This window comes from Wohlfahrtiimonas populi (genome assembly GCF_002006795.1).
GTDB classification, from domain to species: domain Bacteria; phylum Pseudomonadota; class Gammaproteobacteria; order Cardiobacteriales; family Wohlfahrtiimonadaceae; genus Wohlfahrtiimonas; species Wohlfahrtiimonas populi.
In genome coordinates this window covers 157304-184242 of record NZ_MVDN01000001.1, presented here as the reverse complement: position 1 = coordinate 184242, position 26939 = coordinate 157304, and the positions used below count along the sequence as shown (strand labels likewise).

Sequence of the window (26939 nt, the reverse complement as noted above, 5' to 3'; positions counted from 1 at the left end):
TTAGGTTGGTCAATGTGAATCAAAGTGAATATAAAAAAGGTATTTTTTATACCTTAGCGTGTTATCTCATGTGGGGAAATTTTCCACTGTATTGGTATTCACTGAAAATGTTAGGTTCCACACAGCTAATGTCACAGCGTATTTTATGGTCTGTGGTTTTTGTTGTGCTAGTCTTAACTTTATTAAGGGAATGGAAATCCATTCTTGCCGTATTGAAGCAACGTAAAACAGTTTTAGTGTTGTTCATTACTTCGCAATTACTGTTCTTTAACTGGTTAACATATTTGTGGGCGATTACAGCAAATCGCGTTGTAGATGCAAGTTTGGGGTATTTTATTACGCCATTATTTAGTATTTTCTTAGGGCGATTGATTTTAAAAGAGCGATTATCTTATTCTCAATCTTTGGCTGTGGGCATTGCGATTATTGGCATTGTTTGGCTCACGATTGTGGGTAAAACCATTCCTTATGTGGCATTGGGATTAGCTGTAACATTCTCATTTTATGGATTGTTGAAAAAAGCTTATCCTGTGAAAACATTGCCAAGCATCGCGTTTGAAACCTTTTTTATGTTGCCATTTGCCAGCATTTATTTAATGTATGAATTCAGCCAAGGCACATTAGTATTTACAGAATTGCCAACATTGCCATTGGTATTGCTATTATTATCGGGCGCTGTGACCACGATTCCATTATTACTATTTTCAGAAGGTGCGAAAAAGATTCCATTATCCTTAATTGGCATTGTGCAGTTTGTCTCGCCAACATTACAGATGATCAATGGTGTGATTTTCTTCAATGATCATGTGGACTTTATGCGATTGATGGGCTTTGTGATTGTATGGATTGCCGTTGTGATTTTCATTATCTCTGAATATCGTAAATATCAAACTCAAGTGCGTTTGTTATCGATGCAAGCTAAAGATTAGAAGATTATGGATTACTACTACGATCCAGCCATTTCACCTTGGTTGGATGTTCTATATCAAGATAAAGACATTATGGTGGTGAATAAGCCACATGATTTATTGTCTGTGCCTGGCAAGCCCGCTGAATTGTGGGATAGTATTTTAACGCGTGTGCAATGGGAATTTCCCGATGCAGAAACCGTTCATCGCTTGGATTTAGCCACAAGTGGATTAATGGTGGTTGTACTGCATATTGAAGCTGAACGTGAATTAAAACGCCAATTTCGTGAGCGTGAAACAGATAAAAAATACATTGCTAAAGTTTTTGGCATTCTAGAGCAAAAAGAGGGAAGTATTGATTTTCCATTAATTTGTGATTGGCCAAATCGACCAAAACAGATGGTTTCGTATGAATATGGGAAAGATGCACTTACGCATTACAAAGTATTAAATGAAGATGATGAAGGTAATACTTTGATTGAACTGATTCCTGTGACAGGTCGATCACACCAATTACGTGTGCATATGATGAGTATTGGTCATCCTATTTTAGGTGATCGATTCTACGCACATGATGAAGCTTTAAAAGGCAAAGATCGTTTATACCTACATGCAGCTGAATTAGCTTTCACGCATCCTATGACAAAAAAAAGGCAGCTGTTTCAACAGCCACCTAATTTTTCATAATCCTGATTAAAGATATTTTTTCTGACTTTATATCACTCCCATTGGGAGTGATATAAATAAACTCTTATAGAGCATTCATAATATTTTTAATGGATTTTAAAAGCTTTTTACCTTCAGTTTCAGGCTCTTGTTCCTGCTCAATAGCAAAATCAACTTCTTCATCTTGTGGAAAAATTACAGTTGCCTTATCACCTGAAGCTTCAGTATCAGTAGCGGCTTCGATCTCCAGTTCATCACCATTTTCATCAATATAGGTTTCATGCTCAGGTATGATGATTTCAATAGGTGCTGTTTCTGTCCCATTTTCTTCTAGTGCAGGTACCGCATCCGTTGCATCATAAGAATATTCATCGAATAAAGCAGGGCATTGTTCTGAATTTAATGCTTCAAATTCATCATTCCAACATTCCATTGAAGCAATGTCATTATTCGCAAGTGATACTTTAATTTTCGGATAACCATTAGCATACCAACGAACGTATAATCCATCTTGCTGGCCATCTGTGAAATGCATTTCATCAAATTTCTGTGCAGGGTAAATGCCATCGTACCAATTGGTCACTGTGCCATTTAATTTGCCATCATTGTATTGTTCAAGAGTAGTTAAATCACCTTCATCGTTATAGTAAGTATAAGTGCCATTACGATATTGGATATCCCAGCTCAATAAATCTTCACGCTTAATAATGACAGGATCCATTTGGCGAGTGCGACTATCTGTGAAGTAGTCAGCCACTAAATATTCACCTGTTTCAGGATCTTGATCTAAGATTGTTCTGAATGTACCACCTGCAACTGGCATTGCTTGGCGATTACCTTCTGAGTCAAAGTAAGATGCAACAACTTCACCGTTGATGAGTTCATAATTGCTCATATTGCCTTGAGCGTCCCAAGTTTTCCAATGACCAGAAGCACCGCCATCTTGTTGGCTGTAGCCTTCTTGCATTTTATTGCCTTGAATGTCCCAGAAAATTAATGGTCCTTGCATGCTTTGTGGGAACCATGATTGCAATTCTGTTGGATCAGTGAAGCAAACAGGATCAGTTTGTTTTTGATCATTGGTGCTATAAAAATCTTGTACCAAATAGCAGCCACTCACGATGTCTTTGAAATAGCGATAATATTCACTGCCATTGCGTGTTGGCAATAACGCACCATCTTCAGAGAAGTAAGCAATGATTGAATTAGGCGCAAATTCAGAAGATGACTGTGATGCTGTTTGGGCTGATGCGAACGTTCCAAGAATTAAGCTTGCTGCAACTGAAAGAGATATTTTCTTGTAGCTCATGATCTTTCCTTAAACGATAGATTAGTTATAAATTAATGCTAAACAGTTTACCGCAAAATGGTGTGTGATTCATAGGAAACTCTTTTGGATTCTGTGCTATGTTGCGATTGCAGTAAATAATCATTATGAAAAATTATATATTTTGATAAAAATAATAAATAATGGATTATTGTAAGAATATTTCTTATAATAATCCGATGTTATTGTTCGCAAGTTATATCCATAAGGAGAATCTATGTTTCAATTGAAAGATCAGATCGCTTTAGTAACAGGTGGCGCAAAAGGAATTGGTAAAGGTATTGCGGAAGCTTTGGCTGAAGCGGGTGCAAAAGTTATCATTGCAGATATTGATCAATCTGCAGGTGAAGCAACTGCAAAATCCATTAATGGTGAATTCATCACAATGGATGTAACAAAGCAATCCTGTGTACAAGCTGGCATTGATGGCATCGTTGCAAAATATGGTCGTTTGGATGTTGTATGTTCCAACACAGGTATTTTTCCACAAGCAACATTGGAAAAAATGACAGAAGCAGATTGGGACTTGATGCAAACGGTGAATGTGAAAGGGATGTTCTTTGTTGTGCAGGCAGCTCTGAAACAGATGCAGAAGCAAAATTATGGTCGCGTTGTGATTACATCATCAATCACAGGCGCAATCACAGGCTTCCCAGGTTGGAGCCATTATGGTGCATCAAAAGCTGCACAATTAGGTTTTATGCGTAGTGCATCATTAGAATACGCACGTTTTGGAATTACAGTGAATGCTGTAATGCCAGGCAATATTTTAACGGAAGGTTTGGCTGCACAAGGTGAAACCTACTTGAATCAAATGAAGGCAACGATCCCAACATATACATTGGGTGAGCCAAAAGATATTGGTTATGCTGCGGCGTTTTTGGCATCAAAAGAAGCGAAATTCATCACGGGACAAACCATTATAGTGGATGGTGGACAAATCCTACCAGAGTCACCTGAAGCATTGTTGTAAAAGTTTCAAACTATTATCCTTCTTGGCTAATTATCAATTTGATAATTAGCCTTTTTTCTTTCTAGAAAGGCTTCAAAAGCATTACAGCTCAATTGTCTTTTAATAAAAATATTCTAATAATTTTAGTGTTTTTGAAATAATTTTTTTAATTGTTGTGAAAAAACATTTTGTGTTGTTCGTTAAGGTATATTATCGTCCCTCAAGTTTGTATGTGATTTGTTATTTTTTATGTAGGGATTTATATGGGAACAACTGCAGCTGAGCCACAGAAGAAAAAAGGCTTTTTAAACGCTGTTGAACGTTTTGGTAATACAATGCCAAGCGTTACAATGCTTTTTGTTTATGCACTCATGATCTGTTGGGTGTTATCTTTCTTACTATCATTTGTTGATTTCAATTACTTCTTACCTGCACAAATTGCAGGTGAAGCACCTAAGAAAATCGAAGTCATTAATATGTTCAACTACAATGAAATTGTGACGTTCATCATTTCATCTGTGAACAACTTCATGAGTTTCCCACCATTAGGCATTACGATTGTTGCAACATTTGGTATTGGTATCGCTGAAAAAAGTGGTTTTGTTAAAACTGCTTTGAAAAAACTATTGGGCTTAATCTCTCCTAAATTTTTAACACCAACAGTTGTCTTGGTTTCTATCATTGCTCACTTAGTATCAGATTCTGCTTATGTGATCTTGATGCCAGTTGCAGCATTGATGTTCTATGCAATGGGCCGTCATCCTTTAGCAGGTGTTGCGACAGCATTTGCAGGTTTAGCAGGTGGTTTCAGTGCAAGTTTCACACCATCAAAAATTGATCCAATCATGCAAGGTTTTACACAAAAAGCTGCGCACATTATGGACCCAAGCTACGTTGTGAACGTATTGTGTAACTACTTCTTAAGCTTAGGTAGTACAATTGGTGTTATCGCAATGTGTTGGTATGTGACAGAGAAAATCGTTGAACCTTGGTTGAATAAAAACTGCCCTGTGGATCAACAATTGTCAGATGATGAAGCGAATGAATTATCAGTAATTCAGCCAATTGAAAATAAAGGCTTCAAATGGGCAGGTTTATCAATTTTAGCTTTGATCGTATTATTGGTAGTGTTATTGATTCCAGAACAATCACCAATGCGTGCGCCAGATGGCAGTATGACAAGTTCACAAGCTGGCATCATGAAAATGATCGTGCCATTGATCTTCATGTTCTTTGCAATTCCAGGGATGATCTATGGTTACATCACAGGTTCATTCAAATCATCTAAAGATGTGATTGGTGCAATGGAAGAGATTACAAAATCGTTGATTCCTTTCATCGTATTTGCATTCTTTGCAGCACAATTCTTATATTCATTTGATCATTCTAATATCGGTAAATTGATTGCATTAGCAGGTGCAGATGCATTGACGACATTGAAAATTCCATCAGAAATGACAATTTTCTTAGTGATCATATTGGTTGGCTTAGTGAATATCTTAATCACATCAGCAACATCTAAATGGGCGATTATGGCACCGGTTTTGGTACCAATGTTGATGGCTGTTGGTATTTCTCCTGAATTAACACAAGCAGCGTTCAGAATCAGTGACTCAGCTGTGAACGTAAGTACACCAATGTTCCCATTCTATCCGTTGATCATTATGTATTGCTGCCGTTACTATAGTAAAACAGGTGTTGGTACATTGTGCTCAATGATGTTGCCATATACAGTTGGCTTATTCATCGTATTAACAGCAACATTGTATATTTTCTGGTGGTTAAATATTCCATTAGGATTTGAAAGCACATATACAATTCCTGTGATTAATTCTGTCGCACCGTAAATTAGGAGTATTGACGTGTCCACTTTAGGTCAACAACTAACAACAAGATTCTTTAGATATTTAGCAGTAGAAAGCCAAAGCTGTGCTGCTTCACCAACTGTACCATCGACACCAAGTCAATGGAATATGGTGAAACTATTGGCTGAAGAATTGAAAGGCTATGGTTTAGCTGACATTCATATTGATGAACATGGTGTTTTGACTGCATTCCGTAAAGGCACAATGTCAAATGCGCCAACGATTGGTTTCATCACGCACGTAGATACAGTGGATGTTGGTTTATCACCAAACATTTTCCCTCAAGTATTGAAGTATGAAGGCAAAGATTTATGCTTAAATAAAGATGCGGATGTTTGGTTTAAGCGTAGTGAACATCCTGAAGCTGAACCTTATATCAATGAAGATATTATTTTCAGTGATGGCACAAGCGTTTTAGGTGCAGATAACAAAGCAGCTGTAACATGTGTGATGGAGTTGATGGATAAACTTCAATCTAATGAAATCGCTTGTGGCGATATCTATGTGGCATTTGTACCTGATGAAGAAATTGGTTTACGTGGTGCAAAAGTGATGGATTTGGATCGCTTTAAAGTTGATTTTGCTTACACAATCGATTGCTGTGCTGAAGGCGAAGTGGTTTATGAAACATTCAATGCAGCTTCTGTTGAAATCAAAATCCAAGGCGTAACAGCGCATCCAATGTCTGCAAAAAATGTATTGGTGAACCCATTGCGTGTTGCACAAGATTTGATGGGCTGCTTTGATCGCTTAGATGCGCCAGAGCACACAGAAAATCGTGAAGGCTATTTCTGGATCAATGCAATTAATGGCACACAAAACGATGCAACGATGAAAATCAACATCCGTGATTTCGATAAGCAAAGCTATGAAGCACGTAAGAAATACATTGGTGAAGCTGTAGCATTGATTCAAGCACGTCATCCTCGTGCGAAAATCAGCTATACAGTGACAGATGTTTATAGCAACATTGCTGATTCATTGGGTGAAGATCGCACTGCATTGGATTTATTGTTTGCATCATTTACTGAATTATCGATTGAGCCAAATGTGATTCCTATGCGTGGTGGTACAGATGGCTCTGCATTATCTACTCGTGGAATTTTCACGCCAAACTATTTCACAGGTGCTTTGAACTTCCATTCTCGCTTTGAGTTTTTACCAATCTCGGCATTTGAAAAGAGCTTTAATGTAACAGTGAAAATCTGTGAATTAGCAGGTAAACATCAAAAGTAAATAAATCTTGTTTTACTGAAACATGATATAAACCCAGTCTATCGGCTGGGTTTTATTTTGAGGAAATTATGCGTAAACAATATCATTTTAGGCAAAAAGGTGAGGATACTTATATTTGGGATGTTCATAAGCTAGTTGAGCTTTCTCAAAATTTAGCTGTGAAAGAAGTTCACTTATCTGATATTAAAGAGTTGAATGAAGCTTATTGGTATCCCAATCAACAGCCTACAACGCAGGATTTGATTGATCATTTTATTTTGATTCAAGAAGCTGATTTGAGTTATCCAGTCATTTTATGTTCCGAAGGCAGAATGATGGATGGCATGCACAGAGTTGCGAAAGCGAAAATGCTTGGGCAAGACACCATTCAAACTCTGCAATTTATTGTTGATCCTGAACCTGATTTCATCAATGTTCATGAAGATGATTTAGAATACGATGATAAATGAATCAAACATCTTTTTTCTTAAATTAATTTAGAGTATTGTAATAAATCCATTAACACAGAGGGTTTATTTATGTCGGAGCTGAATAAGAAACAAGCACTTCTTATCATTGATATGCAAAATGGTTTATTTCATTCAAATCAAACACCCTATTTGAAAGAAACCATTTTGACCAATATCCAAACGACCATGAATAAAGCTCGAACACAAAATATTCCAATCATCTTTTTTAGACATGTTGGACCAGAAGGTTCTCCGATTGCGCCTGATAGTGCATTAACTCAGATTATTCCTGAATTAGAGATTAATCGTGATAAAGACATTGTTTTGGAAAAGACTAAACCAAGCTGTTTTTATCAAACAAGATTATTAGATGTATTGGCTGAGTTAAATGTTACTGAATTAGTGATCACTGGTATGAAAACTGATTTCTGTATTGATACAACTTGTCGTGTTGCTTTTGAAAAGGGTATTCAAACAACATTGATTGCAGATGCACATACAACTGTAGATGGTAATGGATTAACTGCTGAATCTATTATTCAGCATCATAATCATGTGCTAGGTGCTGCGTTTTCACAAGTTGTGACAACAGATGATTTTAACTTTGCTCAATAGATTATTGAGTTGATGAAACCCAGCATTGCTGGGTTTTTTTATGGATGAATATCAGGTAGTGTATTGCGCTAATAATGAATAAATAAGGAGAGTAGTTTGAGTGAATCAAATGGTAAAGCGGTAAAAACCAGCCAAGGTTATTGCATCAGCATCATCGTTATTCTTTTGTTGAGCTTTGGGATAGATATTTGTTTCTAAGATCTAGATTTGTGGGAGAAAAACAGTATTTTTTAGGTTTATGGATTGTATTGATGATTGTTGGTACAGGTGTTACTTATTTAGTGGAAGAAGCATACGCAAAATTGCCATCTTGTGCGGATCAATATGTCATGTGGAACTTAAAAAATATTGTTGAATCGAATGGCTATGAATTTATCGATATGAAAAATATTAAGCAAATTATCGTGGATACAGAACAATATATTAGAATTTGCCAAGGCTCAGTTTCGATTGCTGAAACAGGTACAGAAACCATTCAATATAAGATCAGTTGGATTGAAGCATTGGATAATTGGGATATTGAATGTATTATTAATAATATTAATTTTTTATAAAAAATAATAATATTGATATTAATTAATATTACTAAATAAATGATGGAGAATTGCATTGAGCACAGTTAGTAAGCGTAAAACGACCATGTTATTACATCAGATTGAGGAAGCATTAGGTAGCTTTGTATCAAATAATGGAGATGTAAATACTTTAAATTTAGATTATCTTGAAAATATTCACCAACGAGAAGTAGATAAAGGGAGAATATTTAATAAAAACTCCATTAAAGATGTAGTGGAGGCAACATATTTAGATGAATTATTTGGTTTTGCCTTAGATATTGCTAGAGATAGCAGTTTAATTGATTCAATTAACTATTTATATTCTTTATTTCACCATTTGGATATATATGAGATACGTAATGCTATTTCTCATCCAAATAGACCATTTTGGGATTGTTATTGGTATCGAGTAGCAGCAGTTGCAAGTGATCCTGTAAATGATATTTTAGGGCTACATGAGGTTAAGAATGCATTAGAACTTATTGAGCAAGGTATTATTACCAATCCTCCAGAGGACTGGGTAAGTAAGATAATTTGGCAGATACCTAATAATTTGCCAGATCATTTTGACCATGGATTAACAGGTTTGATTGGTAGATCTAAAGAGTTAACCGATTTAAAAAAATATATTTCAAATCCTAGGATTAATACTATAGCTTTAGTTGCTCCTGGAGGGGCAGGAAAAACAGCACTGGCCTTGGATTTGTTAAATACAATTATTTCGACACCAAGCTTTTCCAAAATACTAGATTCAGTCGTTTTTATTACAATGAAAACAGAAAAATTGACTGCAAATGGTGTTGTAAGCCTTGATTCAATTCAGACAATAGATGAGTTGAGAACTAATATCACAGATTCCCTTAATTTAATATATGACGAAAATTTTACTAATTTTGATGAAGCAGTAGATAAGTTAAAAGATTCAAAAATTTTGTTATGTATAGATAATTTGGAGACATTATTAAGAGAAAAACAAGAAATATTTGAAGAGTTTAATTATTTATTACCACCAGCATGGCAAGTGCTTATTACAAGTAGAATCTCCATTCCTAATGCAACAATTTTAAGTTTAGAAGCACTAAAAGAAAATTCTGCTGTTCATTTAGCCCGATTATATTTAACAAAAAGCGGAATGCCATCATTAGAAGAAGAAAATTATTTGCAGTTAACTAAAGGTTGTTTTTACAATCCTTTGGCAATTCGACTAACTATTGATTTGATTATTACAGGCAAAGATATACCTAGTTCTCTCAATGTAGCCAATAAATAAATAGCTGAGTTTTCTTATAATAACTTGATTAGTGTGCTAAGTGATAATGCAATTGCTATTTTAGAAGCTATTTTTGTAGAAGATATTTCAACAAGGCTTTCTTTATGTGAATTATTGAATAAATCTATAGATGAAATTTCAGGGGCTATAGGAGAGTTATCAAGAACAAGTTTAATTAATAGAATATCCTCTGAGCAAGGTGAATCATATAAGTTAAGTGATTCTGTACGTGACTTATTGCTAGTTTCCCCTAAAAATATAACAGTAAGAAGTGATGTACAAGATTTAATTTTGAAGAGACGTAATTTATCAAATGAGATTGATATCAGACAGATCAATAAAGATTTGCCTGAATGGCACCTAGATTATATATCTAATGATACAAATCATAATTTAAAAATATTGGTTACAGAAGTAAACAGTAATATTAAAAAGAGTGCTAAAAATACTGAAATTGCTGTACGTCTGTTTAGAAAGCTGAAAGATGCAAAGTTTATTTATGAGAATAATGACTTGTATCACAGAGCATTTGGTCGAGTTTTTGAGGTGTTGAAAGACTATAAATCTGCTGAAGAGCAGTATTTACGATCAATAAAATGTAATAAGGATCATCNACAAATCATAATTTAAAAATATTGGTTACAGAAGTAAACAGTAATATTAAAAAGAGTGCTAAAAATACTGAAATTGCTGTACGTCTGTTTAGAAAGCTGAAAGATGCAAAGTTTATTTATGAGAATAATGACTTGTATCACAGAGCATTTGGTCGAGTTTTTGAGGTGTTGAAAGACTATAAATCTGCTGAAGAGCAGTATTTACGATCAATAAAATGTAATAAGGATCATCCTGTTGCTTATTATTTATATACCATTCAACTAATCAATTTGATAAGGCAAAAGATATATATGAACAATTAATAGATATGGGATGGACGAATGAAGATACTAATATAATTCCATTTGGAAAAACTATTTATACGGGCTATTTTTTAGCTTTACTTTATTTAGGAAAATATGATGTTGTCTTGGATAAAACAAAAAAATGGAAAGAAGGGGGTATTTATCGTTCTACTTTAGGAACTTTTCGTGCAGGTGCTTGGAAAAGAAAATCTGAGGGGACTGTAGATGAAAAACCAGAAGAAACAGTAGATGCATTATTAAGTGCTTCTAAGATTCTATCAGATGTGTTTAGAACAGATGGTTACTTTAGGATAGCAAATAAACAGGCAATTAAAATATTTGAATAGATTGAATATTGCTTGTCTAGAGCTATATATTCACAAAAATTCCCAGAACAGTGTCAAGAATTACTACAATTTGCATTTGATCATATTTTTGAAATAGACCAAAGAGATAGAAGAGGGAATGTTTCAGAGTTGTCAGAATTAATAGATTCTTTATCTGCTTTAAATATTCCAAATAATATTTTCCAACAAGATATGACAAACTCTCATGTTTTAATAGATAGTATTGATCATGGAAATGGTAGAAGAATGGTAAGAGTTATTCATCGCCCAAAAGATAAGCCTAGTTTTTTGTTTGGTAAGGATAGTTTTGGTCAGGATTTCTTTTTACACTATGAAAATTTGGTAACTGGAAGTTGGAAAGATTGGTGTCAAATTAGTATAGGGCAAAATTTATTTATTCAGTTTGATGATGAAGATACTTCTGATGGAAAAGCCATCAAAGCAAGTCATATCTTTTGGGATTAAAGTTAATCGTATGTTTAATATTGATTCTATTCTTCTCATTAAATGCACTATTGCAAAAGATCGTTCCATAAATGCCTATTTATTTTGTCTGTAATTCAGCTATGCTTAATCTCATATATTATGAATGAATTGTGTGGAGATTAATATGACACAACAAAAGAGAATGCCCGTTTTATTCATTGGTCATGGTAGCCCGATGAATATCATTGAGAAAAATAAATGGACAGAAAGCTGGCGAGCTTTAGGTGAAAAGATCGGAAAAGTGGATGGCATTGTGATGTTATCAGCCCATTGGTATACAGATGGTACGTTTGTGACAGAAGAGCATAATCCTAAAATGATCTACGATATGTATGGTTTCCCTGTGGAGATTTATGAATATGTTTATCCTGCCATCAATGCTGAAGCAATTCGTGATTTAACATTAGAATCTTTGGATCATATTGCTGAACCCAATCATGAATGGGGCTATGATCATGGCAATTATGGGGTGCTTTCTCATCTATTTCCTGATGCGAATATCCCTGTTTTACAAGTGAGCATTAATCGCAATGAATCGAGCCAATACCATTATGAAATAGGGCAGAAGCTCAAGCAATTGCGCGATAAAAATATCCTCATTATAGCTTCTGGGAATATCGTTCATAACTTACGTAGAATCATGCAACCACAAGCAACACCTTGGGCTAAGAACTTTGATCACGATGTGGCAGAATTAACCAAAGCGCGTGATATCGCAGGGTTGATTGCTTTAGAAAAAACGCATCCTGATTTTAAATTGGCAGCGCCAATGCCAGATCATTTCTACCCATTTTTATCAGCATTAGGTGCAACGGATGATAGTGATGAATTAACTATCATAAACCAAGATGTCACTTTAGAAACCCTCACAATGACAAGCTATATTTGGGGTAAGATTCATTAATATAAAATGAAACAGAGCCTTGATATTAATCAAGGCTCTGTTTTTATTGTGATCTTAAATATAAAAATATACTACAAAAAAACTTCATAAATACCTCTTTTTAAGATGCTTGTTTTTATATTGTCAATATCTTAAATAAATTATTTCATTTGATTTAACTGATATTTCATGATTAATTAACTCCGAAAATATTTTTATAAAAATAAAATTTTGGAGGGATTATGAAGTCATTAAAAAAGCAGACAATTCTTGCCACCACTTTAAGTCTTGTCTTGAGTGCTACAGCATTCGCAGCTGATGTACCAGCAGGCATTGAATTACATCCAGTGCAAAAACTTGTCAAAGATAATCAAGCTGAACCTCAATCTTTGGATCCACATAAAATTCAAGGTGTGCCAGAATCCAATATCGCACGTGATCAATTTGAAGGATTAACCATTGTAGATTTAGATGGCAATGTCATTCCTGGTGTTGCTGAATCTTGGGAAAATGATGATGGCAAAGTATGGCGCTTTAAAATTCGTAAAGATGCAAAATGGTCGAATGGTGAGCCATTAACTGCCAATGACTTTGTCTATTCATGGAAACGTTTAGTGGATCCTGATACAGCATCACCTTATGCAAGTTATCTGCAATATGCGCATGTTGTGAATGTGGATGACATTGTGAATGGTAAAGCACCTTCAGATTCTTTGGGTGTTAAGGCATTGGATGATCAGACTTTTGAAGTGACGTTATCAGAATCCATTCCATATTTAGATAAACTGATCAGCCATATTGTGCTCGCGCCTGTTCATCAAGCAACCGTTGAAAAATATGGTAACCAATGGACGAATCCTAAAAATTTTGTGGGCAATGGTGCTTACAAACTTAAAGATTGGGTGGTCAATGAGCGCATTGTATTAGAGCGCAATCCTAATTACTGGGATAATGCAAAAACAGTGATTGATGAAGTTTCACTGTTAGCATTAACATCAGAAACTTCTGCGTTGAATCGTTATCGCTCTGGCGAAGTGGATATGACTTATACAATTCCTGTTGAGTTATTTCCGCGCTTGAAAAAAGAAATTCCGAATGAAGTTAAGATCACGCCATATTTGTGTACTTACTATTATGAAATGAACAACCAAAAGCCACCATTTGATGATGTTCGTGTGCGCACAGCTTTAAAACTTGCGCTGAATCGAGACATCATTACGCGTAAAGTTGTGGCACAAGGACAAGATCCTGCGTACGGATTCACGCCACCCTTCATCAATGGCATGGAAGCGATTGAGCCAGATTGGTTCAAATTACCACAGCAAGATCGTAATGCGATGGCAGTGAAGTTATTGGAAGAAGTAGGTTATAACAAAGCCAATCCATTAAAATTCAAATTCTTATATAACTCATTGGAATGGCATAAAAAAGTTGGCATTGCTTCAGCATCTTTATTGAAACAAAATGCAGGCGCAATTATGCAGTTGGAAAATCAGGAGTGGAAAACATTCTTAGATAGTCGCCAGCAAGGGAATTATGAAGTTGCACGTGCAGGTTGGTGCGCGGATTATAACGAACCAACATCATTCTTAAATACAATGTTATCTCACAGTACAAATAATACTGCTCACTATAAAAGCGAAGAGTTTGATCGTGTGATTGCAGAAAGTGTTGCAGCTCAAACACTCGAAGAACGCACCAAAGCTTATCAAAAGGCGGAGCAAATTTTAGATAAAGATAGTGCAATTATTCCGATTTACTATTATGTTAACTCTAGATTGGTGAAGCCTTATGTTGGCGGTTACACAGGCAAAGATCCTTTAGCCAATTTTTATACTAAAGACATGTACATCATTAAGCACTAAACAAATAACGTGAGATTTCAATTATGAATCAAAAAATATTAGTGCTAGCAATCAGCACAGTTTTAGGTGTGGGCGGATTAAGCATCGCAAATGGAGCAGTTGTGCCTGAAGGCACAAAGCTTGCAGAACAACAAACTTTAACAAGAAATAATGGTACAGAGCCACAATCTTTAGATCCTCATAAAATCGAAGGTGTTGCAGAATCGCATTTAGCACGTGATCTGTTTGAAGGTTTAATCATCATCAATGAAGATGGTGAAATGGAGCCAAGGCTTGCAGAAAGTTGGACGAATGAAGATTTTAAAACATGGCAATTTAAGTTAAAGCCTAATTTGAAGTGGTCGAATGGTGATCCTTTAACCGCACATGATTTTGAATATGCTTGGAAACGTTTATCCGATCCATCCACAGGATCACCGTATGAAAGCTATTTGCAATATGGTAAGTTTGCCAATATTGATGAGATCATTAAAGGTGAGAAGCCATCTTCTGAATTGGGTGTGAAAGCATTGGATGATCTCACTTTAGAAATCACATTAACAGAAGCGATTCCATATTTACCGAACCTTCTTGCACATACAGCAATGGTGCCAGTACCTAAAAAAGTAGTGGAAGCGAATCCCAAAGATTGGACAAATGTCGGTAAATTTGTGGGCAATGGTGCTTATAAACTTAAACATTGGCAAGTGAATGAGCGCATTGTGTTAGATCGCAATCCAAACTATTGGGATAATGAAAATACTATCATTAATGAAGTAACATTCTTGCCCATTAGCTCAGAAATTACAGAAGCACAGCGTTATCGAGCAGGTGAAATTGATATCACTGCAAGCATTCCCATTGAACAATTCAAAAAGCTTCAAAAAGAAATCCCTGATGAAATGAAGATCACGCCATATTTGTGCACTTACTATTATGGGATTAATAATAGCCGTGCGCCATTTACTGATAAGCGCGTGCGTGAAGCATTGAAGCTTGCTTATGATCAAAACCTTATTACAAACTTGGTGAAAGCGCAAGGTGATTGGCCTGCGTATAGTTTTACACCGACATATATTGATGGCATTGAAGTAACTAAACCTGAATGGTTCGATTGGCCTATGGAAAAACGTATTACGAAGGCCAAAGAGCTATTGAAAGAAGCAGGTTATGATGAAAAAAATCCATTAACCATTCAGTTTTTATACAACACTTCTGATCTACATAAGAAGCTCGCAATCGCTTCAAGTTCTATGTTAAAGCAGAACGTTGGTGTGCAATTTAAACTGGATAATCGTGAATGGAAAACTTATACAGATAGCAGGCATTCAGGTGATTATGATTTAGTGCGTGCTTCATGGTGCGCGGATTACAATGAGCCTTCTTCATTCTTGAATATGATGTTATCCAATAGCAGCGTCAATACAGTGCATTATAAAAGTGCTAAGTTTGATGCAGTGATGGCAGAAACATTACAAGCCAAAAGCAATGAAGAACGCGCAGCTTTATATCAAAAAGCAGAGCAAATTTTAGATCAAGATTCTGTCATTATCCCAATTTTTTATTATGCAAATTTACGTTTAGTGAAGCCAACAGTTGGCGGTTACACAGGCAAAAATCAGTTGGGTTATTACTATACAAAAGATCTGTATATTAAAGATAAATAAGCCCAAAAGGCTTTAAAGGTTTAAACAATATGACAAGATTCATTTTTCGGCGATTGTTGGAAGCGATTCCAACATTGCTGATTTTGATTACAATCTCATTTTTTATGATGAGATTAGCACCGGGAAGCCCATTCACAGGGGATCGTATGTTGCCACCAGAAGTTTTGGCAAACATTGAAGCAAAATATAATCTGAATGCGCCATTGTATGAGCAATATTTTGATTATTTAAAGCAACTGTTACAGGGGGATTTAGGGCCATCATTCCGTTATCGTGATCATACTGTAAATGATTTAGTGGCGACCCATTTACCAACATCTGCAAAGCTAGGTATGGTTGCATTTATCTTTGCATTAATTATGGGCGTGAGTGCAGGAATTTTTGCAGCGTTGAAACAAAATAGTTTGTGGGATTATATTGTGATGGGTTTTGCCATGACAGGTGTTGTGATTCCAAGCTTTGTGGTTGCGCCAATTTTAGTATTAATCTTTGCCATTACTTTGAAATGGTTGCCCGCAGGCGGTTGGTTTGATGGTAAATGGCAATACATGATTTTGCCAATGTTGGCATTATCGCTATCTTATATCGCAAGTATTGCGCGTATCACACGCAGTTCCATGATCGAAGTTTTACATTCTAATTTCATTCGCACAGCAAAAGCGAAAGGTTTACCTTTACGCATCATTGTATTTAAGCACGCACTTCGCCCAGCTTTATTACCTGTAATTTCTTATTTAGGGCCAGCATTTGTAGGTATTGTGACAGGTTCTTTAGTGATCGAATCCATTTTTGGCTTGCCAGGTATTGGCACATTGTTTGTGGATGGTGCATTGAATCGTGATTATTCCACAGTGCTCAGCGTGACAATTTTGGTGGGCACATTAACGATTCTATTCAATGCGATCGTGGATATTTTATATGCCGTCTTAGATCCTAAGATTCGTTATTAAGGAGCTATGATGAAATTAACTCAAGCACAAAACAGAGCCATTGCAGAAATGGCAGATAACCTTGAAATTAAAGGGCGAAGCTTATGGCAGGATGCACTACGTCGATTCATCCGCAATAAAGCCGCAGTTGCAAGTTTATTCGTTTTAGTATTGATCACACTATTTGTGAGTATTGCGCCATCATTGTCTGAATATGCTTATGATCATACAGATTGGGGAATGATGTCTAATCCACCAGAAATGGAAGAAGGGCATTACTTTGGTACGGATTCTAATGGCCGCGATATTTTTGTTCGCGTCGCTGTTGGCGGTAGGATTTCCTTAATGGTAGGGGTTTCAGCGGCATTAGTTGCAGTTGTGATGGGCACTTTCTATGGCTCTTTATCAGGCTATTTAGGTGGCAGAATCGATTCCATCATGATGCGTGCTTTGGAAATTTTGAACTCCTTTCCATTCACATTCTTTGTGATTTTATTGGTGACATTTTTTGGGCAAAATTTATTCTTAATCTTTTTAGCCATTGGCATGGTGTCTTGGCTAGATATGGCGAGGATTGTGCGTGGGCAAACTTTGAGTTTAAAGAATCAAGAGTTCATTGATGCTGCTAAAGTTGCGGGCGTACCAACTTGGGCGATTGTGTTTCGTCATATTGTGCCAAATGTGTTAGGCGTTGTGGTTGTTTATGCATCGCTTTTAGTGCCCAGCATGATCTTATTTGAATCCTTTTTAAGCTTTTTGGGATTGGGTGTACAAGAACCTATGAGCAGTTGGGGATCATTATTGAATGATGGTGCAAAATCTATGGAGGTTGCGCCGTGGCTACTGATTTTCCCAGCAGCTTATCTTACAATTACACTCTTTTGCTTTAACTTTATTGGTGATGGTTTGCGTGATGCACTTGATCCGAAAGATCGTTAGGAGGAATGATGTCGAAAACTTTATTAACGGTCAAAGATTTATCCGTACAATTTAAAACTCCAGAAGGTTTAGTCACCGCTGTGAATGAACTCAATTTTTCCTTAAATGTCGGTGAAACATTGGGGATCGTTGGAGAATCAGGTTCAGGAAAATCACAAACAGCTTTTGCATTGATGGGATTATTGGCTAAAAATGGGCAAACATCAGGCTCAGCATTATTGAATGATCGAGAATTATTAGGTTTAAAAGAGAAATCCCTCAATAAAATTCGTGCTGAAGAGATCGCTATGATCTTCCAAGATCCTATGACATCACTGAATCCTTACTTGAAAGTGGGTGAGCAGTTGATGGAGGTTTTGAAATATCATAAAGGTTTGTCTAAAGCAGAAGCTTTCAATGAATCTGTACGAATGTTGGATGCAGTTAAAATGCCAGAAGCTAGGAAAAGAATGGGCATGTATCCTCATGAATTTTCAGGCGGCATGCGCCAGCGAGTGATGATAGCAATGGCATTACTGTGTCAGCCAAAATTATTAATTGCAGATGAGCCAACAACAGCGCTAGATGTGANCATTATTGAATGATCGAGAATTATTAGGTTTAAAAGAGAAATCCCTCAATAAAATTCGTGCTGAAGAGATCGCTATGATCTTCCAAGATCCTATGACATCACTGAATCCTTACTTGAAAGTGGGTGAGCAGTTGATGGAGGTTTTGAAATATCATAAAGGTTTGTCTAAAGCAGAAGCTTTCAATGAATCTGTACGAATGTTGGATGCAGTTAAAATGCCAGAAGCTAGGAAAAGAATGGGCATGTATCCTCATGAATTTTCAGGCGGCATGCGCCAGCGAGTGATGATAGCAATGGCATTACTGTGTCAGCCAAAATTATTAATTGCAGATGAGCCAACAACAGCGCTAGATGTGACAGTTCAGGCTCAAATTATGGGTTTGTTGAACGAATTAAAACAAGAGTTTAATACAGCAATTATCATGATCACCCATGATTTGGGCGTAGTTGCGAGTGTTTGTGACAAAGTGCTTGTGATGTATGCCGGGCGCACTATGGAATATGGCACAGTGCAAGATATTTTCTATCGTCCAACTCATCCTTATACGTTGGGTTTATTAGAAGCCATTCCAAGTTTGGATGATGCGAAAGAAGAATTGCATACAATTCCGGGAAATCCCCCAAATTTACTGCATTTGCCGAAAGGCTGTCCATTTGTACCAAGGTGTGAATTTTCAGTTGAAACATGTTTATCAAAGCCGCCAAGCCTAGATCATTTTGGTGAGCATCAATTACGTGCATGTTATAGAAAAGCGGAGGAGTTGAGAGCATGAGCAATGAATTATTAGTTGTGAGTGATTTGAAAGTCTATTTCTCCGTGCGTGATCGACAACAGAAATTTTGGGAAAAGCCTCATCAATTGAAAGCCGTCAATGGCGTTAACCTACAACTGAAAAAAGGTGAGGTTTTAGGGATTGTTGGTGAATCTGGCTGTGGCAAATCCACATTGGCACGCGCTTTAATTGGTTTAGTCGCATCGACAGATGGTAAAGTTGTGTGGATGGGTAAAGAGATCAATCCTAATGATCAGCGAATGATGAATGCTGTTCGTAAAGATATGCAGATGATCTTTCAAGATCCATTGGCATCATTAAATCCGAGAATGACAGTGGGCGATATTATTGCAGAGCCTTTACGAACACATCATAAGCATTTATCCAAAGGTGAAGTGAAAGAGCGTGTAGAAGCGATGATGTCCAAAGTTGGTTTATTGCCCAATTTGATCAATCGTTATCCCCATGAGTTTTCAGGTGGGCAGTGCCAAAGAATTGGAGTTGCAAGAGCTTTGATCTTGGAGCCCAAAGTGATTATTTGTGACGAACCAGTTTCAGCACTCGATGTTTCCATTCAAGCACAAGTCATTAATCTACTGAAAAAATTACAAAAAGAGATGGATTTATCACTAATTTTTATCGCTCATGATTTGGCGGTTGTGAAGCACATTTCAGATCGAATTATGGTGATGTATTTGGGGAATGTTGTGGAAGAAGGTAGTAAAGATGATGTTTATCACAACACAAAACATCCTTACACGAAAGCCTTGATGAGTGCTGTGCCGATTGCTGATCCTGATTTAGCTAAAGTAAGTGAAATTATATATTTAGAAGGTGATTTGCCATCACCCATTCATCCACCATCTGGCTGTGTATTTAGAACGCGTTGCCCATCTGTGATGGAAAAATGCAGTGAAATGAAGCCTGATCTTCAATCTTTATATGCAAATTCAACGCATCGAGTAGCTTGCTTAATAGAAAACTAATTTTATATAACGATAAAGCGATTAAATAATTCCAATATTAAAAATTTTTTGTAAAAATTTTGCCCTGATTTTTTCAGGGCATTTTTTGGTCTTAACACTTTGTAAAAATGGGAAATAAATCACAGTTTTTATACATGATTTTTTGTTCGATTTTTTCAATTAATCAATATTAAATATAAAAAAATATTGTGTAAATTAAAATGAGCCGTTATCATAACTCGCTTCTATGACATGAAGAAGCTATGTCACAAAGCACGTAAAACTCTCACTTTTGAGGGGGACGTGTTTTTTTTTGCCCAAAAAAAATGACGAGTGAAATTAATAGGAAAAAGACGAAATGACAATGCCAGCAGTATTAGTTTTAGCAGATGGAAGTGTGTTTGAAGGCACAGCCATCGGCGCAGAAGGACAAACGGTCGGTGAAGTAGTATTTAACACTTCAATGACTGGCTACCAAGAGATTTTGACAGATCCATCCTATGCAAAACAAATGATTACATTAACATATCCTCATATTGGCAACACAGGCACCAATAGAGAAGATGAAGAATCAGATTCTGTTTATGCAGCAGGTTTAATTATTCGCGATTTGCCATTGCTTGCTAGTAACTTCCGAAGTACTGAAAGTTTAGGTGATTATCTAAAACGTCACAATGTGGTTGCGATTGCGGATATTGATACGCGTAGATTAACAAGAATTTTAAGAGAAAAAGGTTCACAAGCAGGTTGCATCATCACAGGCAAGAATGTTGATACTGTTAGAGCACAAGAGGATGCAAAAGCATTTGGTAGCATGGCTGGTTTAGATTTAGCAAAGGAAGTGACATGTGAAAAAGTATACGCTTGGACAGAAGGTGAATGGCATTTAGGCGAAGGCTTTAAGAAAGATATCGCTCAGCCTTTGCATGTTGTGGCTTATGATTTTGGTGTGAAACGTAATATTTTGCGTATGTTGGCTGAGCGTGGTTGTCGCTTAACAGTTGTACCAGCACAAACGCCAGCGAGTGAAGTTTTAGCAATGAATCCTGATGGCGTATTTCTATCGAATGGCCCAGGAGATCCTGAACCATGTGATTACGCAATTAAAGCGATTCAAGAGATTTTAGCAACGAAAAAACCTGTATTTGGCATCTGTTTAGGCCATCAATTGCTGGGTTTAGCAGTCGGTGCGAAAACTGAAAAGATGACATTTGGTCATCATGGTGCAAACCACCCAGTACAAGATTTAGCAACAAGTAAAGTTGTGATTACAACGCAAAATCATGGTTTCCAAATCAATGAATCAAGTTTGCCAAGCAATGTAGAAGTAACACATAGATCATTGTTTGATCAATCTATTCAAGGTATTAGTTTGAAAGATCAAGTAGCATTTTCTTTCCAAGGCCATCCTGAAGCAAGTGCAGGCCCGAATGATGTGGCTTATTTATTCGACCAATTCATCAACAGCATGCAAGCTAAATAGGAGGATATCATGCCAAAACGTACAGATTTAAAATCCATTTTAATCATTGGTGCAGGCCCAATTGTGATTGGCCAAGCATGTGAATTTGACTATTCTGGTGCTCAAGCTTGTAAAGCATTGCGTGAAGAAGGTTTCCGAGTAATCTTAGTGAACTCAAACCCTGCAACAATCATGACAGATCCTGAAATGGCAGATGTAACATACATCGAGCCAATTACATGGCAGACAGTTGAAAAGATCATTAAAAAAGAGCGCCCTGATGCAATTTTACCAACAATGGGCGGTCAAACAGCATTGAACTGTGCCTTAGATTTGAGTCGCAATGGTGTCTTGGCTAAATACAATGTTGAGTTGATTGGTGCAACAGAAGATGCAATCGATAAAGCAGAAGATCGCGGTCGATTTAAAGAAGCGATGGAAAAGATCGGCTTAAAATGTCCAGAATCTTATGTTTGCCATAGCTTAAATGAAGCATTGGCAGCACAACTTAAAGTTGGCTTCCCAACTTTGATTAGACCATCATTTACAATGGGTGGCTCTGGTGGTGGTATTGCTTATAACAAAGAAGAGTTTTTAACAATTTGTGAACGTGGTTTCGATGCTTCTCCAACCCATGAATTATTGATTGAACAATCAGTGTTGGGCTGGAAAGAGTATGAAATGGAAGTGGTGCGTGATAAATTAGACAACGCAATCATCATCTGTTCTATTGAAAACTTCGATCCAATGGGTGTTCATACAGGTGACTCCATCACAGTAGCACCAGCGCAAACTTTGACGGATAAAGAATACCAAATCATGCGTAATGCAAGTTTGGCAGTGCTTCGTGAAATCGGCGTAGATACAGGCGGTTCCAATGTACAGTTTGCAGTGAATCCTGTAAATGGTGAAATGATCGTGATCGAAATGAATCCTCGTGTTTCACGTTCATCAGCCTTGGCATCGAAAGCAACAGGTTTCCCAATTGCGAAAATCGCTGCAAAATTGGCGATTGGTTACACATTGAATGAATTGAAAAATGATATTACAGGCGGTCGTACACCTGCGTCATTCGAGCCTTCAATTGATTATGTTGTGACAAAAATCCCGCGCTTTGCATTTGAGAAATTCCCAGCAGCAGATGATCGCTTAACAACACAGATGAAATCTGTGGGAGAAGTGATGGCGATGGGTCGCACATTACAAGAATCAATGCAAAAAGCATTGCGTGGCTTAGAAACTGGCTTATGTGGATTTGATCCTCGCACGACTGATAAATCAGTGATTCAGCGTGAATTGGGTAACCCAGGCCCTGAACGTATTTTATATGTGGCTGATGCATTCCGCATTGGCATGACACAAGCTGAAATCTTTGAAATTTCTGCGATTGATCCTTGGTTCATGATGCAAATCGAAGATTTAGTGAGTGAAGAAAAAGCGATTGCAGCTGGTACATTGGCAGATTTAGATTTCGTAACAATGCGCCGTTTGAAGCGCAAAGGTTTCTCTGATAAGCGCATTGCACAGTTGTTGAATGTTAAAGAACAAGCTGTACGTGAAGCACGTTATGCATTGAAATTGCATCCAGTTTATAAGCGCGTAGATACGTGTGCGGCTGAATTTAATACGGATACTGCTTACCTCTATTCAACTTATGAGGAAGAGTGCGAAGCTCGCCCGAGTGATAAGAAAAAAATCATGATCTTGGGTGGTGGGCCAAACAGAATCGGACAAGGGATTGAGTTTGATTACTGCTGTGTGCATGCATCATTGGCACTTCGTGAATCTGGTTTTGAAACCATCATGGTGAACTGTAACCCTGAAACTGTTTCAACTGACTTTGATAGATCGGATCGTTTATATTTCGAGCCATTAACATTGGAAGATGTGTTAGAAATTGTGCGCGTTGAAAACCCTTATGGTGTGATTGTACATTACGGTGGTCAAACGCCTTTGAAATTAGCGAATGCTTTGGTTGAAAACGGCGTGAATATTATTGGTACATCAGCAGATAGCATTGATGCTGCGGAAGACCGTGAGCGCTTCCAAAAAGTATTGAATGATTTAGGTTTGAAACAACCGCCAAACCGTACAGCACGTAACGAAACAGATGCAATTGTATTGGCGAATGAAATCGGTTACCCATTGGTTGTGCGTCCTTCTTATGTATTGGGCGGTCGTGCGATGCAGATCGTACATTCGGATGAAGAATTGCGCCGTTATATGAATGAAGCTGTGCAAGTTTCTGAAGATAGCCCTGTATTACTAGATTTCTACTTGAACCATGCAATCGAAGTGGATGTTGACTGTGTATCAGATGGTGAAGAAGTTGTGATCGGTGGCATCATGCAGCATGTTGAGCAAGCGGGTGTTCATTCAGGTGACTCAGGTTGTTCATTGCCACCTTATTCATTGAGCAAAGAAATCCAAGATGAAATTCGTCGCCAAACTAAAGCCATGGCAAAAGCATTGAATGTGATTGGTTTGATGAACGTTCAGTTTGCTGTGCAAGATGATGTTGTGTATGTATTGGAAGTGAATCCTCGTGCGTCTCGCACTGTGCCATTTGTGAGTAAAGCAACGAGCGCGCCTTTAGCTAAAATTGCAGCGCGTGCAATGGCTGGTATTAGCTTAGCTGAGCAAAACTTTCATGAAGAGATCATTCCTGATTATTACTCAGTGAAAGAAGCTGTATTCCCATTCATTAAGTTCCCAGGTGTGGATACAATTCTTGGGCCAGAAATGCGTTCAACAGGTGAAGTGATGGGTATTGGTAAAACATTCTCAGAAGCTTACTTGAAAGCGCAAATGGGTGCAGGCGAACGCATTCCAAAAATGGGTAAGGTTTTCATCTCTGTACGCGATGAAGATAAAGCAGATTTGGAAACAATGGCTCGTAATTTCTTAGAACAAGGTTATGGTTTATGTGCAACAGGTGGAACTGCTAATAAACTATCTGAATTAGGTTTCTATGTTCAGAAGATTCATAAAGTTGCAGAAGGTCGCCCGCATATTTTGGATTACATCAAAAATGGTGAAATTGCTGTGGTTGTGAATACTGTTTCCAGTGATACAAAAGCGATTGCGGATAGCCATGCAATTCGTCGTACTTCCATCAACTTGCGTGTACCTTTGTATACAACATTAGCAGGCGGTGAAGCTGTGAGTGAAGGTGTGAAAAGTATGTTTGCTATGGATGTTTATTCAGTTCAAGAATTACATGCACATTTGAAATCACAGAAATAAGTTATTCAGTAACATTGTAAACTTTATATTTCCTCGCTTTCAGCGAGGAAAATAGTGGGCTTATGATGTTTTGTAATAGATCAATATTAAGCTCCTGAAAGGGAGCTTTTTTATTGTTTCACTATAAATATAATTAAATGCTTTTATTTTTATTATTGTTTCAATATAAGAACAATGAGTGTCATGAGGCCTACTTTTTCTATAGGATTATCAATGATATCTTAGCCACATATTAAATGGATAGAGGAAAAGCTTATGAAACAATTAAAAGCGATTTACAAAGCACCTGAAGCTCATTGGGTTGGCGATGGCTTTAAAGTGCGTTCACTCTTTTCGTACAGTAATCATGGTAAGTTATTGAATCCATTCTTATTATTGGATAGAGCAGGCCCAACTAAATTTAAACCAACCAATTCTCCTGGCGGTGTTGGTGAGCATCCACATCGTGGCTTTGAAACTGTGACCATCGTTTATGAAGGTGAAGTTGCCCATCATGATTCTACGGGGGCAGGTGGTAAAATTGGTCCAGGTGATGTGCAATGGATGACGGCAGCCAAAGGTATTTTGCATAAAGAGTATCACTCTAAAAACTTTGCTAAAAATGGCGGTATTTTAGATATGGTTCAGCTCTGGGTGAATTTGCCAGCTAAAGACAAAATGAGTAAACCAGGTTATCAAGCGATTACAGCGAATATGATTCCTAAAGTTCAGTTAGCAAATGATTGGGGTTTTATGAGAGTAATCGCAGGTGATTATAATGGTACAAAAGGTGCTGCACGTACTTTTACACCATTGGATGTTTGGGATTTTTATTTGAAAATTGGCGGTGCAATTACTGTGCCTGCTGTACAGTATCGTTATGTTGGTTTGATTGTATTACATGGTGAGGTGATTCTGAATGGTAAACAAGTCATCAAAGAATCTGAGCTAGCAATCTTAGATAAACATGGTGAGGAATTCACTCTAGAAGCTACGAAAGATAGCGTCGTATTGTATTTAAGTGGTGAGCCAATCAATGAACCTGTCGTTGGTTATGGTCCATTCGTGATGAATTCAAGGGAGGAGATTATGCAAGCTTCTTTAGACTATTCACATGGTCGATTTGGTAAAATGCAGAGTTAGAAATGAGAATAGCGCCTAAAATGGCGCTATTTTTTGTCTTATTATCTTAAGTATTATGATACGAATTTAGCCACAAATTGCTTTGAGGATTTTATTTTTATTATTAGTCACAACTGTCACGCGATCGCCTCTAAATTCTAAAGAAACAGGTTTGAATGATTGAGTACGACGAACGATAGAAGCCTTAGTGATAGACTGTATTTGTTCATCTGTTAAGTTAGATTTACCAACAACTTTACGTGCTTCTTTGATATCACATTTACTTTCTGCGACAACCATTTCTGGGTGAATCATTTGATAGTATTCCCAGTCATTCACTTCAAAGCCATTTTCTAATACGCAAACACCATATTCATGATTTAAGTTATCTTTTTGAATGGCATTTTTACCGCCTTGTTCTGCACAGAATGGTGTGACAGCTTCTGGTTTTGGTGTTGCACAAGCAGATAGGATTGAAACTGATGCTAATAGTAATAAAATTTTATGCATTATTGCTCCATTGTTATATTAATTTAAATAATGACCTATGATTATAAATCAAATAAACCATATTGGCCATTAGTTTAAAATGATTAATATGATTTTTATGATTAAAGTCAATGTTTTATATGGCAGCAATAATCTTAACTTCCATTTTCCAGTTAGGGCGCATCAAACCTGCTTGAACTGTACAACGAACTGGTGAATTGTTTGGATCAACCCATTCATCCCAAGCGCGATTCATTTCAGCAAAATCATCGTTGTTCACTAGGAAAATAGTCACATCTAAGATTTTACTTTTTTCGCTGTCATTTTGAGCCAATACAGTATCGATATCTTCTAAAATGCTTTTCATTTGTGCATAAGCACAGTTGTCTTCAACTGTTGGCACAGATGTGTAATAAATCGTTTGGTTATAAGTCACTGCATCTGACATTCTTGGACCTAAGTTAAAACGTTTGATCATATTTTCCTCGCTATG

24 protein-coding genes and 1 pseudogene are annotated in these 26939 nt (G+C 36.9%); 22 read left to right on the top strand and 3 right to left on the bottom strand.

What is annotated here, in order from left to right; translation table 11 throughout:
- Positions 1–14 precede the first annotated feature (14 nt).
- Positions 15–929 carry an EamA family transporter RarD gene (gene rarD / locus BZK16_RS00945; RefSeq protein WP_269845018.1) on the top strand — a complete coding sequence of 305 codons (915 nt, stop codon included), beginning with the start codon at positions 15–17 and terminating at the stop codon, positions 927–929.
- Between the two features lie 6 nt (positions 930–935).
- Complete coding sequence (rluA, locus tag BZK16_RS00940) at positions 936–1595, top strand: bifunctional tRNA pseudouridine(32) synthase/23S rRNA pseudouridine(746) synthase RluA (protein ID WP_077927027.1); 660 nt, start codon at positions 936–938, stop codon at positions 1593–1595.
- Positions 1596–1659: 64 nt separating this feature from the next.
- Here rluA and BZK16_RS00935 read toward each other — a convergent pair whose 3' ends face one another.
- On the bottom strand, positions 1660–2883 hold the full coding sequence (locus tag BZK16_RS00935) for a toxin-antitoxin system YwqK family antitoxin (RefSeq protein WP_077927026.1): 1224 nt from the start codon (positions 2881–2883) through the stop codon (positions 1660–1662).
- A 235-nt stretch (positions 2884–3118) separates the two neighbouring features.
- Here BZK16_RS00935 and fabG point away from each other — a divergent pair, with 235 nt between their 5' ends.
- From fabG to BZK16_RS00830, 20 genes and pseudogenes are all read left to right on the top strand, one after another.
- On the top strand, positions 3119–3874 hold the full coding sequence (fabG, locus tag BZK16_RS00930) for a 3-oxoacyl-ACP reductase FabG (protein WP_077927025.1): 756 nt from the start codon (positions 3119–3121) through the stop codon (positions 3872–3874).
- A 242-nt stretch (positions 3875–4116) separates the two neighbouring features.
- Positions 4117–5700: an AbgT family transporter gene (locus BZK16_RS00925; protein ID WP_077927024.1), complete on the top strand. Its 1584-nt coding sequence runs from the start codon at positions 4117–4119 to the stop codon at positions 5698–5700.
- A 15-nt stretch (positions 5701–5715) separates the two neighbouring features.
- Positions 5716–6954: a peptidase T gene (gene pepT / locus BZK16_RS00920; RefSeq protein WP_077927023.1), complete on the top strand. Its 1239-nt coding sequence runs from the start codon at positions 5716–5718 to the stop codon at positions 6952–6954.
- A gap of 68 nt (positions 6955–7022) precedes the next feature.
- Positions 7023–7403: a hypothetical protein gene (locus tag BZK16_RS00915; RefSeq protein ID WP_077927022.1), complete on the top strand. Its 381-nt coding sequence runs from the start codon at positions 7023–7025 to the stop codon at positions 7401–7403.
- Between the two features lie 69 nt (positions 7404–7472).
- Entirely contained in the window at positions 7473–8018 is a 546-nt protein-coding gene (locus tag BZK16_RS00910) for a cysteine hydrolase family protein (RefSeq protein ID WP_077927021.1), read from the top strand.
- 209 nt (positions 8019–8227) lie between these two features.
- Entirely contained in the window at positions 8228–8572 is a 345-nt protein-coding gene (locus BZK16_RS00905; RefSeq protein WP_158076779.1) for a hypothetical protein, read from the top strand.
- 55 nt (positions 8573–8627) lie between these two features.
- A complete protein-coding gene (locus tag BZK16_RS00900) occupies positions 8628–9845 on the top strand; it encodes a P-loop NTPase family protein (protein ID WP_233145140.1) in 1218 nt (405 codons plus the stop codon).
- A 922-nt stretch (positions 9846–10767) separates the two neighbouring features.
- Positions 10768–11091 carry a hypothetical protein gene (locus BZK16_RS00890; protein ID WP_077927018.1) on the top strand — a complete coding sequence of 108 codons (324 nt, stop codon included), beginning with the start codon at positions 10768–10770 and terminating at the stop codon, positions 11089–11091.
- A 12-nt stretch (positions 11092–11103) separates the two neighbouring features.
- Positions 11104–11556 (top strand): hypothetical protein, encoded by a 453-nt coding sequence (locus BZK16_RS00885; RefSeq protein ID WP_077927017.1) that lies wholly within the window; start codon positions 11104–11106, stop codon positions 11554–11556.
- A 145-nt stretch (positions 11557–11701) separates the two neighbouring features.
- On the top strand, positions 11702–12481 hold the full coding sequence (gene ygiD, locus BZK16_RS00880; protein WP_233145139.1) for a 4,5-DOPA-extradiol-dioxygenase: 780 nt from the start codon (positions 11702–11704) through the stop codon (positions 12479–12481).
- 221 nt (positions 12482–12702) lie between these two features.
- Positions 12703–14325, top strand: coding sequence for an ABC transporter substrate-binding protein (locus BZK16_RS00875; protein WP_077927016.1), 1623 nt, complete (start codon positions 12703–12705; stop codon positions 14323–14325).
- Between the two features lie 23 nt (positions 14326–14348).
- Positions 14349–15971 carry an ABC transporter substrate-binding protein gene (locus BZK16_RS00870; protein WP_077927015.1) on the top strand — a complete coding sequence of 541 codons (1623 nt, stop codon included), beginning with the start codon at positions 14349–14351 and terminating at the stop codon, positions 15969–15971.
- A 29-nt stretch (positions 15972–16000) separates the two neighbouring features.
- Entirely contained in the window at positions 16001–16921 is a 921-nt protein-coding gene (gene oppB / locus BZK16_RS00865) for an oligopeptide ABC transporter permease OppB (protein ID WP_077927014.1), read from the top strand.
- A 9-nt stretch (positions 16922–16930) separates the two neighbouring features.
- Positions 16931–17839, top strand: a complete 909-nt coding sequence (gene oppC, locus BZK16_RS00860; protein WP_077927013.1) for an oligopeptide ABC transporter permease OppC — start codon at positions 16931–16933, stop codon at positions 17837–17839.
- A 5-nt stretch (positions 17840–17844) separates the two neighbouring features.
- On the top strand, positions 17845–18423 hold the full coding sequence (locus BZK16_RS00855) for an ATP-binding cassette domain-containing protein (protein ID WP_408645553.1): 579 nt from the start codon (positions 17845–17847) through the stop codon (positions 18421–18423).
- A pseudogene (locus BZK16_RS00850) lies at positions 18419–19183 on the top strand (oligopeptide/dipeptide ABC transporter ATP-binding protein); the annotation flags it as partial. The gene BZK16_RS00855 and the pseudogene BZK16_RS00850, both read left to right, overlap by 5 nt.
- On the top strand, positions 19180–20169 hold the full coding sequence (oppF, locus tag BZK16_RS00845) for a murein tripeptide/oligopeptide ABC transporter ATP binding protein OppF (RefSeq protein WP_077927012.1): 990 nt from the start codon (positions 19180–19182) through the stop codon (positions 20167–20169). The pseudogene BZK16_RS00850 and the gene oppF, both read left to right, overlap by 4 nt.
- A gap of 337 nt (positions 20170–20506) precedes the next feature.
- Positions 20507–21631 (top strand): glutamine-hydrolyzing carbamoyl-phosphate synthase small subunit, encoded by a 1125-nt coding sequence (gene carA, locus BZK16_RS00840; RefSeq protein WP_077927011.1) that lies wholly within the window; start codon positions 20507–20509, stop codon positions 21629–21631.
- A 9-nt stretch (positions 21632–21640) separates the two neighbouring features.
- A complete protein-coding gene (gene carB, locus BZK16_RS00835) occupies positions 21641–24856 on the top strand; it encodes a carbamoyl-phosphate synthase large subunit (protein WP_077927010.1) in 3216 nt (1071 codons plus the stop codon).
- Between the two features lie 255 nt (positions 24857–25111).
- Positions 25112–25978 carry a pirin family protein gene (locus BZK16_RS00830; protein WP_077927009.1) on the top strand — a complete coding sequence of 289 codons (867 nt, stop codon included), beginning with the start codon at positions 25112–25114 and terminating at the stop codon, positions 25976–25978.
- A gap of 66 nt (positions 25979–26044) precedes the next feature.
- Here the strand turns inward: BZK16_RS00830 and BZK16_RS00825 are convergent, their stop codons facing one another.
- Both BZK16_RS00825 and BZK16_RS00820 read right to left on the bottom strand, forming a co-directional pair.
- Positions 26045–26467: a putative hemolysin gene (locus BZK16_RS00825; protein WP_077927008.1), complete on the bottom strand. Its 423-nt coding sequence runs from the start codon at positions 26465–26467 to the stop codon at positions 26045–26047.
- 115 nt (positions 26468–26582) lie between these two features.
- Positions 26583–26924: a RidA family protein gene (locus tag BZK16_RS00820; RefSeq protein WP_077927007.1), complete on the bottom strand. Its 342-nt coding sequence runs from the start codon at positions 26922–26924 to the stop codon at positions 26583–26585.
- Positions 26925–26939 lie beyond the last annotated feature (15 nt).